At 61.4% G+C, this 13,173-nt stretch carries 13 protein-coding genes; 12 read left to right on the plus strand and 1 reads right to left on the minus strand.

Features of this window, described 5'->3' with window-relative positions:
• The first annotated feature begins 17 nt into the window (after positions 1–17).
• From ACR0CA_RS09915 to ACR0CA_RS09935, 5 genes are all read left to right on the plus strand, one after another.
• The gene (locus tag ACR0CA_RS09915; RefSeq protein WP_480898692.1) at positions 18–1,499 is read left to right on the plus strand and encodes a UDP-N-acetylmuramoyl-L-alanyl-D-glutamate--2,6-diaminopimelate ligase; all 1,482 of its coding nucleotides are present in this window, start codon (positions 18–20) and stop codon (positions 1,497–1,499) included.
• Positions 1,496–2,890, plus strand: coding sequence for a UDP-N-acetylmuramoyl-tripeptide--D-alanyl-D-alanine ligase (locus tag ACR0CA_RS09920; protein ID WP_480898694.1), 1,395 nt, complete (start codon positions 1,496–1,498; stop codon positions 2,888–2,890). The genes ACR0CA_RS09915 and ACR0CA_RS09920 overlap by 4 nt, the downstream gene beginning before the upstream one ends.
• 24 nt (positions 2,891–2,914) lie before the next feature.
• Positions 2,915–3,997 carry a phospho-N-acetylmuramoyl-pentapeptide-transferase gene (gene mraY / locus ACR0CA_RS09925; RefSeq protein WP_170769207.1) on the plus strand — a complete coding sequence of 361 codons (1,083 nt, stop codon included), beginning with the start codon at positions 2,915–2,917 and terminating at the stop codon, positions 3,995–3,997.
• Positions 3,998–4,147: 150 nt separating this feature from the next.
• Entirely contained in the window at positions 4,148–5,548 is a 1,401-nt protein-coding gene (murD, locus tag ACR0CA_RS09930) for a UDP-N-acetylmuramoyl-L-alanine--D-glutamate ligase (protein ID WP_480898697.1), read from the plus strand.
• Positions 5,549–5,653: 105 nt separating this feature from the next.
• Positions 5,654–6,028, plus strand: a complete 375-nt coding sequence (locus ACR0CA_RS09935; RefSeq protein ID WP_480549423.1) for a glycine zipper family protein — start codon at positions 5,654–5,656, stop codon at positions 6,026–6,028.
• Between the two features lie 23 nt (positions 6,029–6,051).
• Here ACR0CA_RS09935 and ACR0CA_RS09940 read toward each other — a convergent pair whose 3' ends face one another.
• Positions 6,052–7,230: a BaiN/RdsA family NAD(P)/FAD-dependent oxidoreductase gene (locus tag ACR0CA_RS09940; RefSeq protein ID WP_480898700.1), complete on the minus strand. Its 1,179-nt coding sequence runs from the start codon at positions 7,228–7,230 to the stop codon at positions 6,052–6,054.
• Between the two features lie 137 nt (positions 7,231–7,367).
• Here ACR0CA_RS09940 and ACR0CA_RS09945 point away from each other — a divergent pair, with 137 nt between their 5' ends.
• The 7 genes from ACR0CA_RS09945 (at position 7,368) to murB (ending at position 13,084) form a co-directional block, all read left to right on the plus strand.
• A complete protein-coding gene (locus ACR0CA_RS09945) occupies positions 7,368–7,724 on the plus strand; it encodes a cupin domain-containing protein (protein WP_170784119.1) in 357 nt (118 codons plus the stop codon).
• Positions 7,725–7,879: 155 nt separating this feature from the next.
• Complete coding sequence (ftsW, locus tag ACR0CA_RS09950) at positions 7,880–9,043, plus strand: putative lipid II flippase FtsW (protein ID WP_170788327.1); 1,164 nt, start codon at positions 7,880–7,882, stop codon at positions 9,041–9,043.
• A complete protein-coding gene (locus tag ACR0CA_RS09955; protein ID WP_170352555.1) occupies positions 9,043–10,134 on the plus strand; it encodes a UDP-N-acetylglucosamine--N-acetylmuramyl-(pentapeptide) pyrophosphoryl-undecaprenol N-acetylglucosamine transferase in 1,092 nt (363 codons plus the stop codon). The genes ftsW and ACR0CA_RS09955 overlap by 1 nt, the downstream gene beginning before the upstream one ends.
• Entirely contained in the window at positions 10,131–11,540 is a 1,410-nt protein-coding gene (gene murC, locus ACR0CA_RS09960) for a UDP-N-acetylmuramate--L-alanine ligase (protein WP_480898703.1), read from the plus strand. The genes ACR0CA_RS09955 and murC overlap by 4 nt, the downstream gene beginning before the upstream one ends.
• Positions 11,541–11,612: 72 nt before the next feature.
• Positions 11,613–11,861 (plus strand): DUF2484 family protein, encoded by a 249-nt coding sequence (locus ACR0CA_RS09965; protein WP_170769215.1) that lies wholly within the window; start codon positions 11,613–11,615, stop codon positions 11,859–11,861.
• Positions 11,858–12,112, plus strand: coding sequence for a DUF2484 family protein (locus ACR0CA_RS09970; protein ID WP_170784125.1), 255 nt, complete (start codon positions 11,858–11,860; stop codon positions 12,110–12,112). The genes ACR0CA_RS09965 and ACR0CA_RS09970 overlap by 4 nt, the downstream gene beginning before the upstream one ends.
• A gap of 45 nt (positions 12,113–12,157) precedes the next feature.
• On the plus strand, positions 12,158–13,084 hold the full coding sequence (murB, locus tag ACR0CA_RS09975) for a UDP-N-acetylmuramate dehydrogenase (protein WP_480898706.1): 927 nt from the start codon (positions 12,158–12,160) through the stop codon (positions 13,082–13,084).
• Positions 13,085–13,173: the final 89 nt, after the last annotated feature.

Consider the following 13,173-nt stretch of genomic DNA (forward strand, 5'->3'; position numbering starts at 1 on the left):
CCGGCAAAGGGTAGGGCATGGGCATAAGAACAAAAACACTCAGCCAATTGGCCCTGACCGCACGCGGAGGCGCGAATCCCGAAATCACCGGTCTGGCCGTAGACAGCCGCGAGGTGCAGGAGGGCTTTCTGTTCGCTGCCTTGCCGGGCACGCGGGTCCATGGCGGAGAGTTCATCCAATACGCCCTGCGCATGGGCGCGGCAGCGATCCTGACGGATGCCGAAGGGGCCGAGATTGCAGCCGATGAACTGGCCGCATCAGATGCGGCTTTGGTTGTGGTTGAAGACCCGCGTCAGGCGCTGGCTGGATGTGCGGCGCTGTGGTTCGGCGCGCAGCCGCAGACCATTGTGGCCGTAACTGGAACCAATGGGAAAACCTCGGTCGCCACATTCGTGCGCCAAATCTGGATGGAACTGGGCCACGCCGCCGTCAACTTGGGCACCACCGGGGTCGAGGGCGCATGGACCGCCCCGCTAGCCCACACCACGCCCGAGCCGATCACCCTGCATCGCTGTCTAGCTGAGGCGGCCGCAAATGGCGTGACCCACGCCGCGATGGAGGCGTCCTCGCACGGGTTAGAACAGCGCCGTCTGGACGGAGTGCATCTAGTGGCTGCAGGGTTCTCGAACTTCACGCAGGACCATCTGGACTATCACGAAACGTTCGAGGCGTATTTCGCCGCCAAGGCTGGTCTCTTCGACCGGGTGCTGCCGCAAGACGGCACCGTCGTGATCAATATGAGTGACCCCAAGGGGGCCGAAGTTCGCAAGATCGCCAAGGCGCGCGGACAGGAGGTTCTGACCGTTGGGCTTGGCGATGCAGATCTGTGCCTGATGAACCAGCGTTTTGACGCGACCGGGCAGGATTTGCGGTTCTCATGGCAAGGCAAAGTGTTCCAAACTCGCTTGAACCTGATCGGAGGGTTCCAGGCTGAAAATATCCTGCTGGCCTGTGGTCTGGTGATCGCGGGCGGCGAGGACCCTGAGCGCGTTTTTGAAACTTTGCCGCATCTGACAACCGTGCGGGGCCGGATGCAACTTGCGGCGACACGCCACAATGGAGCGGCGGTGTTCGTCGACTATGCCCATACGCCTGACGCTGTGGCCACTGCGCTCAAGGCATTGCGCCCGCATGTGATGGGGCGGTTGATTGCCATCGTTGGCGCAGGCGGCGATCGCGATGCGACCAAGCGGCCTTTGATGGGGCAAGCGGCCGCAAACCATGCCGACGTGGTTTTTGTCACCGATGACAACCCCCGCAGCGAGGATCCGACCACCATACGCGCCGCCGTTTTGTTGGGCGCGCCTGAGGCGGCTGAGGTGGGCGACCGGGCCGAGGCAATTTTGCGCGGCGTAGACGCGTTGCAACCGGGGGATGCTTTGTTGATTGCGGGCAAAGGGCATGAAACCGGCCAGATTGTCGGCGATCAGGTTCTGCCCTTTGACGATGTGGAACAGGCCAGCATCAGCGTGGCCGCGCTGGACGGGAGGGTGGCATGACGCTCTGGACTGCGGCTGAGGCCGCTGATGCTACAGACGGGCGCGTCACCTGTGACTGGTCTGTGAACGGCGTGTCGATTGACACCCGAACCTTGCAACCCGGCGACCTGTTCGTGGCGCTAAAGGCGGCACGGGACGGGCATGACTTCGTGGCGCAGGCGTTGGAAAAGGGGGCAGGGGCGGCTTTGGTGTCCCGCATCCCCGATGGCGTGGCCGAGGATGCGCCGTTGCTGATCGTCGACGATGTACAGGCCGGGTTGGAGGCGTTGGGCCGGGCAGGCCGCGCACGCACCGATGCGCGCGTGGTGGGTGTGACGGGCAGTGTGGGCAAGACTTCGACCAAGGAAATGCTGGCCAATATTCTGGAAACTCGGGGCAAAACCCACGCCAGCGTCGCCAGCTACAACAACCATTGGGGCGTGCCGCTGACCTTGGCGCGGATGCCGCGCGACACCGAATTTGCAGTGATTGAGATCGGCATGAACCATCCCGGAGAGATTGCGCCTCTGGCCCAACAGGCCCGCCCGCATGTGGCGCTGGTGACGACCGTAGCGGCCGTGCATCTTGAAGCGTTCGACTCGGTGGCCGGTATCGCTCGTGAAAAAGCTGCGATCTTTGAAGGGCTGGAACCCGGTGGGGCGGCCATCGTGAATGCTGATATTGAACATGCGGGTATCTTGCGTGAGACAGCGCAAAGCTGTGGTGCCGGCATTGTGGAATTTGGGCGCGTGGCGGCAGACTACATTCTCACGGATGTTGAGCAGAGCGCAGACTCCGTTCACGCGACGGCTCAGGTGGGCGGTGACGCCGTCCGTTTCGACGTGCAATCGGCGGGCACGCATTTTGCGATGAATGCCCTGGGTGCTCTGGCGGCCTGCGTCGAGATGGGGGTCGATCTGGACAAGGCGATTGCCGGTCTGCGCCGCTGGTCCCCAGTCAAAGGCCGTGGCGTGCGCGAGCAAATCGCGTTGGCTGGTGGTGGTCAGATTGAGCTGCTGGACGACAGCTACAACGCCAACCCGACCTCGATGGCAGCGGCGTTGGACGTTTTGGCAGCCGCCGAAGGTTCCCGCCGCATGGCGTTTCTGGGTGACATGAAAGAGCTGGGTGCGCAGGAATTGCCAATGCACGCGGCTATGGCAGATGTTGCGGCGATGGCCAAGGTCGATCAAGTGCATTGCATTGGTCCGCTGATGAAATCGTTGCACGACGCGCTGCCCGACGACAAGCGCGGGCTTTGGACGGAAACAAGCGCCGAGATGGCCAACAAGCTGCCTGACCTGATCCGGTCGGGGGATGTAGTTCTGGCCAAGGGCTCGCTGAGTATGGCATTGGCACGGATTGTTGACGGGCTGCGTGAAATGGGGCAAGGGAGCGCGCTTGAGCCATGATCGCCGCATCAGAAAGGTACTAGGATGCTCTATTGGTTGACCGGCCTATCGGATGGCGGGGATTTCTTTAACCTCTTTCGCTATATCACCTTCCGTGCGGGTGGTGCCTTTATGACAGCGCTGATCTTTGGGTTTATCTTCGGCAAACCGCTGATCAATGTGCTGCGTCGCAAGCAGGGCAAGGGTCAGCCGATCCGTGACGATGGTCCCGAGGGGCATTTTTCCAAGGCGGGAACGCCAACGATGGGGGGCTTGCTGATCGTGGGTGCTCTGGTCACGTCGACGCTGGTCTGGGCGCGGTGGGACAACCCCTATGTGTGGATGGTTTTGTTCGTGACACTGGGCTATGCGGCGATTGGCTTTGCGGATGACTATGCCAAGGTCTCCAAGCAGAACACCAAGGGCGTGTCGGGCAAGATGCGACTGGCTTTGGGTATACTGATTGCGGTTTTGGCTTCGGGCTGGGCAACGCTGCACCACCCAGAGGCGTTGCAGAACCAATTGGCGGTGCCGGTGTTCAAGGATACGCTGGTTAATCTGGGTATTTTCTATATCCCGTTTGCGATTGTTGTGATCGTGGGGGCTGCGAATGCGGTGAACCTGACCGACGGGCTGGACGGGTTGGCGATTATGCCTGCGATGATTGCAGCCTCGACTTTGGGTGTGATTGCCTATGCGGTTGGGCGGGTCGACTTTACCGAATATCTGGACGTGCATTATGTGCCGGGGACTGGCGAGATTTTTATCTTTACCTCGGCGCTCTTCGGCGCGGGACTTGGGTTCCTGTGGTACAATGCACCCCCGGCGGCGGTGTTCATGGGTGACACGGGGTCGTTGGCCTTGGGCGGTGCTTTGGGGGCGATAGCGGTGGCCACGAAGCACGAACTGGTGCTGGCTGTTGTTGGCGGCCTGTTCGTGGTCGAGGCGCTGAGTGTTATCATTCAAGTGCTGTATTTCAAACGGACCGGGCGACGGGTGTTTTTGATGGCGCCGATCCATCATCACTATGAGAAAAAAGGCTGGGCTGAGCCGACGATTGTGATCCGGTTCTGGATCATCTCGCTGATCCTGGCGATGATCGGGTTGGCGACGCTGAAGGTCCGGTAACGCTCCCGCCTGGTTCGGAGGGCCTGCGGCCCGCCTGCCACCAGTTGGGCCCGGCTCGCGCTGACGCGCGAGCCTTTTGCGTCTCTTGCCAATGCTGGTTTCTTCTGCGCAGTGTGGCGGCGCATTTGGCGGCAGAAGAAGGTGGGCGGCATGATCCCGGTCAAAGGGTGTTCAGGACAGAAAATTGCAGTTCTGGGGCTGGGGCGATCCGGGTTGGCGACCGCGCGGGCCCTGCGGGCCGGGAAGGCTGAACCGATCTGTTGGGATGACAACCCAGCAGCCCGAGAAAAGGCCGAAGCCGAGGGGTTCACTTGCGCTGATCTGCGGCGGCAAGGTGCGTTTGACGATATCGTGAGCCTGATCGTTTCCCCCGGCATTCCGCATCTCTACCCTGAGCCGAACCCGGTTGTTGCGGCGGCATTGGAGGCCGGAGTGCCGGTGGACAATGATATCGGCCTGTTTTTTCGGTCTTTCGCCGGGCCGGAGTGGAACAATTACGACATCCCTCCGCGGGTCATAGCGGTCACCGGGTCAAACGGTAAATCAACGACCGCCGCGCTGATCCATCATATTCTGACTGCGGCCGGGCGAGAAACGCAACTGGCGGGCAATATCGGACGCGGTGTGCTGGATATCGAGCCCGGGGGCGATGGCTCGGTCGTCGTGCTGGAACTGTCGAGCTATCAGACCGAACTGGCGCGTGCGCTGACGCCGGATGTGGCGGTTTTTACCAACCTGTCGCCCGATCATCTTGATCGGCATGGCGGGATGGGCGGCTATTTCGCGGCCAAGCGCCGCCTGTTCGCCGAAGGCGGGCCCGACCGCGCGGTGATCGGAGTGGATGAGAAAGAAGGTACGTTTCTGGCAGGCCAACTGGCCGAGGGGCCCGCGGATGACCGGGTCATGCGGATTTCGGTCACGCGCAAGCTGACGGGGCCGGGGTGGCAGTTTTTTGCGCGCAAGGGGTTTCTTTCGGAATACCGCAAAGGCCGCCAAACCGGCGCGATTGACCTGCGTGAGATCAAGGGTCTGCCGGGTGCCCATAACCATCAAAACGCCTGTGCCGCCTATGCAGCGTGCCGCGCGTTGGGGCTGGCCCCGCGCGTGATCGAAGATGCGCTACACAGCTATCCGGGCTTGCCGCATCGTAGTCAGATCATCGCCGAAGTGAATGGTGTGACCTATGTGAACGACTCGAAGGCCACCAATGTGGACAGTGCGCTCAAGGCGTTGCGCGCGTTCAAGAAGATTCGCTGGATTTGCGGCGGGCTTGAGAAGGAGGGCGGGCTCGATGCCCTAAAAGGCGCGAAAGACCATGTTGTCAAAGCCTACGTCATCGGGCGTGAGGCTGCTGGTTTTGCCATGCAGCTTGAGACTGAGGCGCAGGTTTGCACCACCATGGGCGCAGCCGTGGCGCAGGCCTTCGCCGATGCCCAACCGGGTGAGACGGTCTTGTTGGCCCCGGCGGCGGCCAGCTTCGACCAATATGACAACTTTGAAAAACGTGGCGATGACTTCACGGCTGAGGTTCAGAAGCGGCTGGCGGACTAAGGATTTGCAATAGACCGCCGGTTGCGCCAAGCTGCGGTGCCATCTGCTTGACGCACCAGCATTTTTGGTTTTGCGTGCCACCAAATTCAATGTGAGGTTAAGATTATGTCCTACCGTAAAGTCTCTTTAATCCTGCCCGCTCTGCTTGTTGCGGGGGCTTGCACCAATGTGGGTGCCAATTACCAGCCCGTGGTCGATGGGCCCGTGGGTCCGAACTACAACGCGGATCTGGCCCAATGTCAGGCGCTGGCCCGGTCGCAACCGGTGGTGGATGGTAACACGGCAGGGGCTGCGGCGATTGGCGCTGCAGGTGTCGCAGGCACCAAGGCTATCATCGACGACAGCGCCAGTGATCTTGGCCGCGCGGCAGTTGCTGGTGCCATTGTCGGGGCAGGGGCCAGCGCGATCAGCAATACTCAGAACCAGGAAGTCATCGTGCGCAACTGCATGCGCAACCGTGGCTATGCAGTCGTCGGCTAAATCGGCGCAAACTGAAGTGACGGTTATCGCCCTGCGATAGCCGTTGCGGCCGCGTGGCCCGAGGACCACGCCCACTGGAAGTTATAGCCGCCCAGCCACCCTGTGACATCCACCGCTTCACCAATCGCATAGAGGCCGGGGACATCCCTGGCCTCCATTGTTTTGGACGACAGATCATCTGTGTCGATCCCACCCAATGTGACCTCGGCGGTGCGATAGCCTTCGGTGCCCGACGGAGTCAGGGGCCAGTCGGACAGAGCCGCTGTGAGATCGGTCAGGGCGGCGTCGGACTGATCGGCCAAGTTTCCGCTCATCGGAATGTGGTGCTTCAGGTACTCCACCAATCGCGCGGGCAGGTGGCGTGCCAGTTCGGTGGTCAGGGCCTTGCGCCCTCCGACCTGACGCTGATCGCGTAGCAGGTCGAACAGGGGCAAGCCCGGGATCAGGTTGACGCAGATCGCCTCGCCTTCACGCCAATAGGACGACAGTTGCAGCACTGACGGTCCGCTGAGGCCACGATGGGTGAACAACAACGCCTCATCAAAGCTGGTGCGCGCGTTCGACAGGCGCGCAGGTACGGACACGCCTGACAGCTCTTTGAACCGGCCATCCGAGAAGGTGAAGGGCACCAGCGCCGCGCGGGTATCCGTGACCCGCAGGCCGAATTGTCGCGCGATGTCATAGGCCAGCCCGGTCGCGCCCATCTTGGGGATGGACTTGCCACCGGTAGCCAGCACCAGATTGCGGCAGGTCAGGTCGTGACGCTGGCCTTCCCGCTCGACCTCCAACGCGAACTCAGCTTCGGTCTTGCGCAGATCGCGAAGACTAGTTTGCACCCACAGCTCGGCCCCGGCGCGCGCCATCTCATCCAGCAACATCTGGATGATCTGCTTCGACGAGCCGTCGCAAAACAACTGCCCCAGCGTTTTCTCGTGCCATGCGATGCCATGGCGACCAACCAGATCAACGAAATCCCACTGCGTGTAACGTGCCAGCGCGGATTTGCAGAAATGAGGGTTCTGCGACAGGAAATTGCCCGGCCCCGCATGCATATTGGTGAAATTGCATCGCCCACCGCCCGAGATGCGGATCTTCTCACCCGGCGCTTTGGCGTGGTCGATCACCAGAACCCGCCCGCCACAATTGGCCGCGCACATCATGCCAGCAGCACCGGCACCCAGGATGATCGTGTCATAGCTCATGCGCGGGGGATGGCTTGGATCAGGGCGAAAGACAAGGCCCCATACGCTGTGTTGATCCGTGCAGGCTTGCAAATCGCCTGCGAGTTCTCGAATGATATGGGATATTTCCCTGTCATCGCACTCCGGATGGAACCGAAATGAACCCGATCAACCTGCAAGAAAAGCTGGCGCAATTCTCAACACATTGGGACCCGCACGTCGTCGCAGACTACAACCAGAATGATGTCATGGTGGTGAAATTCCAGGGCGAGTTTCCGTTCCACAAACATGACACCACCGATGATTTCTTTCTGGTGCTCGAGGGTGAGATGATCATGGATATCGAAGGCCAGCCCTCGCAAACCGTGCGGGCCGGAGAGATCTTTGTGGTTCCCACAGGTGTCGTGCACCGTCCGCGTGCAGAGCGCGAGGTCAAGGTGCTGCTGATCGAACCGAAGGGAGAGCCGAATTCGGGCGATTCCGACCAGCCCGCGGCACCCAAGCCAAGGCTGTGACATTGGTCGTTTTGCCGATCTGCTGGCGTCTCCGCGCTAAGCGGAGATTTTCCTATCTTTCCCTTATTTCCCTAGCCCAAACGGCAAAACCGCTGTAGAGTCTCAATCAGACCCCGAAAACGGGGCGTGAACGAGGCAGAGAGTGGCGGTATCTCATGACTGAGATGGTGTATGGCGCGGTCCAGGACACGCGCGGCGAACCGATTCTACCAAAGTGGTGGCGCACGATTGATCGCTGGACCATGTCCTGCGTTTTGATCCTGTTTGTCATTGGCTTGTTGCTGGGGCTGGCTTCATCGCCGCCGCTGGCTGGGCGCAACGGGTTCGATCCGTTCCACTATGTCGAACGGCAGGCGCTCTTTGGCGGGTTGGCGCTGGTGGCGATGCTGCTGACCTCGATGATGTCGCCCACACTGGTGCGACGTTTGGCGGTACTGGGTTTTCTGGGCGCGTTTGTGGCGCTGGCTTTCCTGCCGGTCTTCGGGACCGATTTCGGCAAGGGCGCGGTGCGCTGGTATTCGCTGGGATTTGCCTCGTTGCAACCTTCTGAGTTTCTGAAGCCCGGCTTCATCGTTGTCGCCGCGTGGCTGCTTGCGGCTTCGCAAGAGATTAACGGCCCTCCGGGGCGATTGTGGTCCTTTGCGCTCTGTATGGCGATTGTGGCTATGCTGGTGCTGCAACCGGATTTCGGGCAGGCCTGCCTTATCCTGTTTGGCTGGGGCGTGATGTATTTCGTCGCCGGTGCGCCGATGCTGTTGCTGGTCGGCATGGCGGGGGCCGTCGTGTTGGGCGGGATGTTCGCCTATTCGAATTCCGAACACTTTGCCCGCCGCATTGACGGTTTCCTGAACCAAGAGGTCGATCCGACCACGCAGCTTGGCTATGCCACCAACGCGATCCGCGAAGGCGGTCTGTTCGGCGTTGGCGTGGGGGAGGGGCAGGTGAAGTGGTCCTTGCCCGATGCGCATACCGATTTCATCATCGCTGTCGCGGCCGAGGAGTATGGGCTGATCCTGGTGCTGATCATCATCGCGCTTTATTCGCTGATCGTCGTGCGCTCGCTGCTGCGGTTGATGCGCGAGCGTGACATGTTCATCCGTCTGGCAGGCACCGGTCTGGCCTGCATGTTCGGCGTTCAGGCGATGATCAACATGGGCGTGGCGGTGCGCTTGTTGCCCGCCAAGGGCATGACGCTGCCGTTCGTCAGTTATGGCGGCTCGTCCCTGATTGCGGGCGGCATCGCCGTGGGCATGTTGCTGGCCTTCACCCGAACCCGCCCGCAGGGTGAGCTGGGTGACATTCTACGCGGTCGCGGCTGATGCCTTATCTTCTGATCGCGGCAGGCGGCACCGGGGGGCACATGTTCCCCGCGCAGGCGCTGGCCGAGGCGATGCTGCAGAAAGGCTGGCGGGTGCGCCTGTCCACTGATGCGCGCGGTGCGCGCTATACCGGCGGCTTTCCGCATTCGACCGAGATTGTTGAGGCGACTTCGGCCACTTTCGCGCGTGGCGGGCTGGCGGCCAAGGCGCTGGTCGGGCCAAAGATCGCGGGCGGCGTGACCAGCATGGCGATGCAAATGATGCGCGACCGCCCGGACGTGGTGGTTGGCTTCGGTGGCTATCCTTCGATCCCGGCGCTGGGGGCCGCGACGCTGCTGAACATTCCGCGCATGATCCATGAGCAGAACGGCGTGTTGGGTCGGGTGAACCAGCTGTTTGCCAAGCGCGTGGCGCAGGTGGCCTGCGGGGTCTGGCCCACGGATTTGCCCGACGGCGCAAAGGGCGTCCATACCGGAAACCCGGTGCGCGGCGCGGTGCTGGAACGTGCCGCGGCAGGCTATATCCCGCCCGGAGACTACCCGATGTCAGTTCTGGTGATGGGTGGCAGCCAGGGTGCGCGTATCCTCAGTGATGTGGTGCCCGGCGCGCTTGCGGCGCTGCCGGAAGACCTGCGTGCCTATATCCGCGTGGCGCATCAGGCCCGCGACGAAGACGGCGAACGCGTCACCGCGTTTTACGCCGACCATGGCATCAGGGCCGAGGTTCTACCCTTTTTCGATGATGTCCCCCGGCGGATGTCGGATGCGCAGCTGGTAATCAGCCGCTCGGGCGCGTCCAGTGTGGCCGATATCTCGGTCATCGGGAGACCCTCGATCCTTGTCCCCTTTGCCGCCGCTGCGGGCGACCATCAAACCGCCAATGCGCGCGGGCTGGTGCAGGCGGGTGGCGCGATCATGATCCCCGAAAACCTGCTTGACGTTGCCGCGCTGACCGAGCAAATCACCGCCGTTCTGACAAACCCCGAGGCCGCACAAAAGATGGCCCGTGCCGCCCTATCGACCGGAGCCCCGGACGCGACCGAGCGTCTGGTTCACCTTGTCGAAGAGCTGGCGCAAAAGGAGACCCCATGAATCCAGCCACCAAACTGCCGCAAGACGTAGGGCCGATCCACTTCGTTGGCATCGGCGGAATTGGGATGTCGGGCATTGCCGAGGTGCTGCTGAATCTGGGCTACCGGGTGCAAGGCTCGGACCTGAAAGCTTCCAAAATCACCGACCGTCTAGCTGGTCTGGGGGCCGAGATTTTCGTGGGCCAGCGCGCCGAAAACCTTGAAAACGCAGCCGTCGTTGTGGTCTCCACCGCGATCAAGCCGGGTAACCCTGAATTGGACGGCGCCCGCGCGCAGGGCCTGCCGGTGGTGCGCCGCGCCGATATGCTGGCCGAGTTGATGCGCCTGAAATCCAACATCGCCATCGCCGGAACTCATGGCAAGACCACCACAACCACCATGATGGCCGAGCTTATGGTGGCAGGCGATTTCGACCCCACCGTGATCAATGGTGGCATCATCCATGCCTATGGGTCCAACGCGCGAATGGGGCAGGGTGAATGGATGGTGGTCGAGGCCGACGAATCCGACGGCTCGTTCAACCGCCTGCCTGCAACCATTGCCATCGTCACCAATATCGACCCGGAGCATATGGAGCATTGGGGTGATTTCGACCGGCTGCGGGACGGCTTTTACGAGTTCGTCTCGAACCTGCCCTTCTATGGTCTGGCTGTGTGCTGCACCGACCACGCCGAGGTGCAGACGCTGGTGGGCCGCATCAGCGACCGCCGGGTGCGCACCTATGGGTTCAACGCGCAGGCCGATGTGCGGGCCGTGAACCTGACCTATAAGGGCGGCGTCGCGCATTTTGATATCCAACTTCAATACGAAGACACGGTGATCGAGGGCTGCACACTGCCTATGCCCGGCGACCACAATGTCTCGAACGCTTTGTCCGCCGTGGCTGTGGCCCGCCATCTGGGCATGAAAACCGCTGAAATCCGCGATGCTCTGGCCAATTTCGGTGGCGTCAATCGCCGCTTTACCAAGGTCGACGAGGTCGATGGTGTTACCATCATCGACGACTATGGCCACCACCCGGTTGAGATTGCCGCCGTGCTGAAAGCCGCACGCCAAGCCAGTGATGGGCGTGTGATCGCCGTTCACCAACCGCACCGCTATTCGCGCCTGTCGAACCTGTTCGAGGATTTCTGCACCTGTTTCAACGACGCCGACGTGGTCGCAATCGCTGATATTTTCGCTGCGGGTGAAGACCCGATCGAGGGCGCATCCCGCGATGATCTGGTGCAGGGCCTGATCCGCCACGGTCACCGCCACGCCCGTGCTCTGCTGGATGAAAACGATCTGGAACGTTTGGTCCGCGAACAAGCCCGCCCTGGTGACATGGTCGTTTGCCTCGGGGCCGGGACAATCAGCGCCTGGGCCAACGGTTTGCCGGACCGTTTGCAACGTAAACAAGCTGTGTGACGCAGGGAACCAACTTGACGCTCGACTGATTTGAGCGTTTGCAGCCGCGAAACAACGTCCTCGGAGGGGCGCATGGTAAATTCAGTGGTGTTTGCGGGACTTTGGGTGATTGCCTCGACCATCGTGGCGATGTTGCCGTTGCGCCTGCAGTTTCCGCCGGGTGTTGTGCTGTTCGTCAGTGCCCCTGCGCTGATCGTCTGGTTGGGCCATGATTTCGGCTGGTTCGTTTCAGTGCTGGCCTTCGCGGGGTTTGCATCCATGTTCCGTAGACCGATCCGCCACTACTGGCACCGTTGGACCGGGCAGGAGGTTCAGGAATGAATTGGTCAATCGCTCTGGCTGCGTTGTGGGGAATCGCCGCGAATGTGCTGGCGATGATCCCCAGCAAAGACAACCACTGGACCCGCGCCTATGTCCTGATTGCGGTGGGGATTCCGATATTGGGCTATGTCACCTTGCAGAACGGCCCGTGGATCGGACTGTTGGTGCTGGCGATGGGTATGTCCGTGCTGCGTTGGCCGGTGATTTATCTGGGGCGCTGGATACGTCGGATGCTCGGTTCGGCTCAGTGACAGATACGGCTTGCGCGGAGGAAGTAAATCCGCGAAGGAACCCGAATGACATCTCTTCCAGAACCCCGTGGCAAGGTGACCCAGAACCGAGCGTTGAACGACCTGACATGGCTTCGTGTCGGCGGTCCAGCAGATTACTTGTTCCAACCTGCGGATATCGACGATCTGAAAGGGTTTCTGCGCGACCTGCCCGCAGATTTCGACGTGTTCCCCATGGGTGTTGGGTCAAACTTGATCGTCCGGGATGGCGGCTTGCGCGCCGTGGTGATCCGGCTAGGGCGCGGGTTCAACGGGATCGAGATCGCAGGTAACACCGTTACAGCAGGTGCCGCGGCGCTGGATGCGCATGTGGCGCGCAAAGCGGCAGATGCGGGGGTGGACCTCACGTTTTTGCGGACCATTCCGGGCTCGGTCGGTGGGGCGGTGCGGATGAACGCGGGCTGCTATGGCAGCTACACGGCGGATGTGCTGCGCAGAGCCACCATTGTCACGCGCCAGGGCGAGGTCGTGGACCTGACGCCGCAGGACCTGAACTTCCGCTATCGGCAGTCGGATTTGCCCGATGGGGCGGTGCTGATTTCGGCCACGTTCGAGGGACCCGCGGGTGATCCACAAGCGCTGCATGACCGGATGGCGGCGCAATTGCAAAAACGCGATGAGACCCAACCCACAAAAGACCGCAGCGCAGGTTCGACCTTTCGCAACCCAGCTGGGTTTTCCTCGACCGGACGGGCGGATGACGTGCATGATCTAAAGGCGTGGAAAGTGATCGACGATGCCGGAATGCGCGGGGCCACCAAAGGTGGCGCACAGATGAGCGAGAAGCACTCCAATTTCCTGATCAACGCTGGCGGTGCCACTGCCGCTGACCTTGAAGGTCTGGGCGAAGAGGTGCGAAAAAAGGTTTACGAAACAAGCGGCATCACGCTAGAGTGGGAAATCATGCGGGTCGGAGATCCGTTGAAAGAATAAAGCCCCAACCGTCAGACCAAAACAGGCAAATTCAGGCGACGGATCAAAGGCATAAACGCAGTACGGACCACCACATAAGGTCCGGAGAC

The sequence above is a fragment of the Ruegeria sp. F12 genome (genome assembly GCF_056533885.1).

Bases quoted from the DNA above. Each gene is read 5' to 3' on its own strand.
- murB (WP_480898706.1), top strand. From the start codon at position 12,158: ATGACATCTCTTCCAGAACCCCGTGGCAAGGTGACCCAGAACCGAGCG.
- murC (WP_480898703.1), top strand. From the start codon at position 10,131: ATGAATCCAGCCACCAAACTGCCGCAAGACGTAGGGCCGATCCACTTC.
- ACR0CA_RS09920 (WP_480898694.1), top strand. From the start codon at position 1,496: ATGACGCTCTGGACTGCGGCTGAGGCCGCTGATGCTACAGACGGGCGC.
- murD (WP_480898697.1), top strand. From the start codon at position 4,148: ATGATCCCGGTCAAAGGGTGTTCAGGACAGAAAATTGCAGTTCTGGGG.
- ACR0CA_RS09915 (WP_480898692.1), top strand. From the start codon at position 18: ATGGGCATAAGAACAAAAACACTCAGCCAATTGGCCCTGACCGCACGC.
- mraY (WP_170769207.1), top strand. From the start codon at position 2,915: ATGCTCTATTGGTTGACCGGCCTATCGGATGGCGGGGATTTCTTTAAC.
- ACR0CA_RS09970 (WP_170784125.1), top strand. From the start codon at position 11,858: ATGAATTGGTCAATCGCTCTGGCTGCGTTGTGGGGAATCGCCGCGAAT.
- ACR0CA_RS09945 (WP_170784119.1), top strand. From the start codon at position 7,368: ATGAACCCGATCAACCTGCAAGAAAAGCTGGCGCAATTCTCAACACAT.
- ACR0CA_RS09935 (WP_480549423.1), top strand. From the start codon at position 5,654: ATGTCCTACCGTAAAGTCTCTTTAATCCTGCCCGCTCTGCTTGTTGCG.
- ACR0CA_RS09940 (WP_480898700.1), bottom strand. From the start codon at position 7,230: ATGAGCTATGACACGATCATCCTGGGTGCCGGTGCTGCTGGCATGATG.
- ACR0CA_RS09955 (WP_170352555.1), top strand. From the start codon at position 9,043: ATGCCTTATCTTCTGATCGCGGCAGGCGGCACCGGGGGGCACATGTTC.
- ftsW (WP_170788327.1), top strand. From the start codon at position 7,880: ATGACTGAGATGGTGTATGGCGCGGTCCAGGACACGCGCGGCGAACCG.
- ACR0CA_RS09965 (WP_170769215.1), top strand. From the start codon at position 11,613: ATGGTAAATTCAGTGGTGTTTGCGGGACTTTGGGTGATTGCCTCGACC.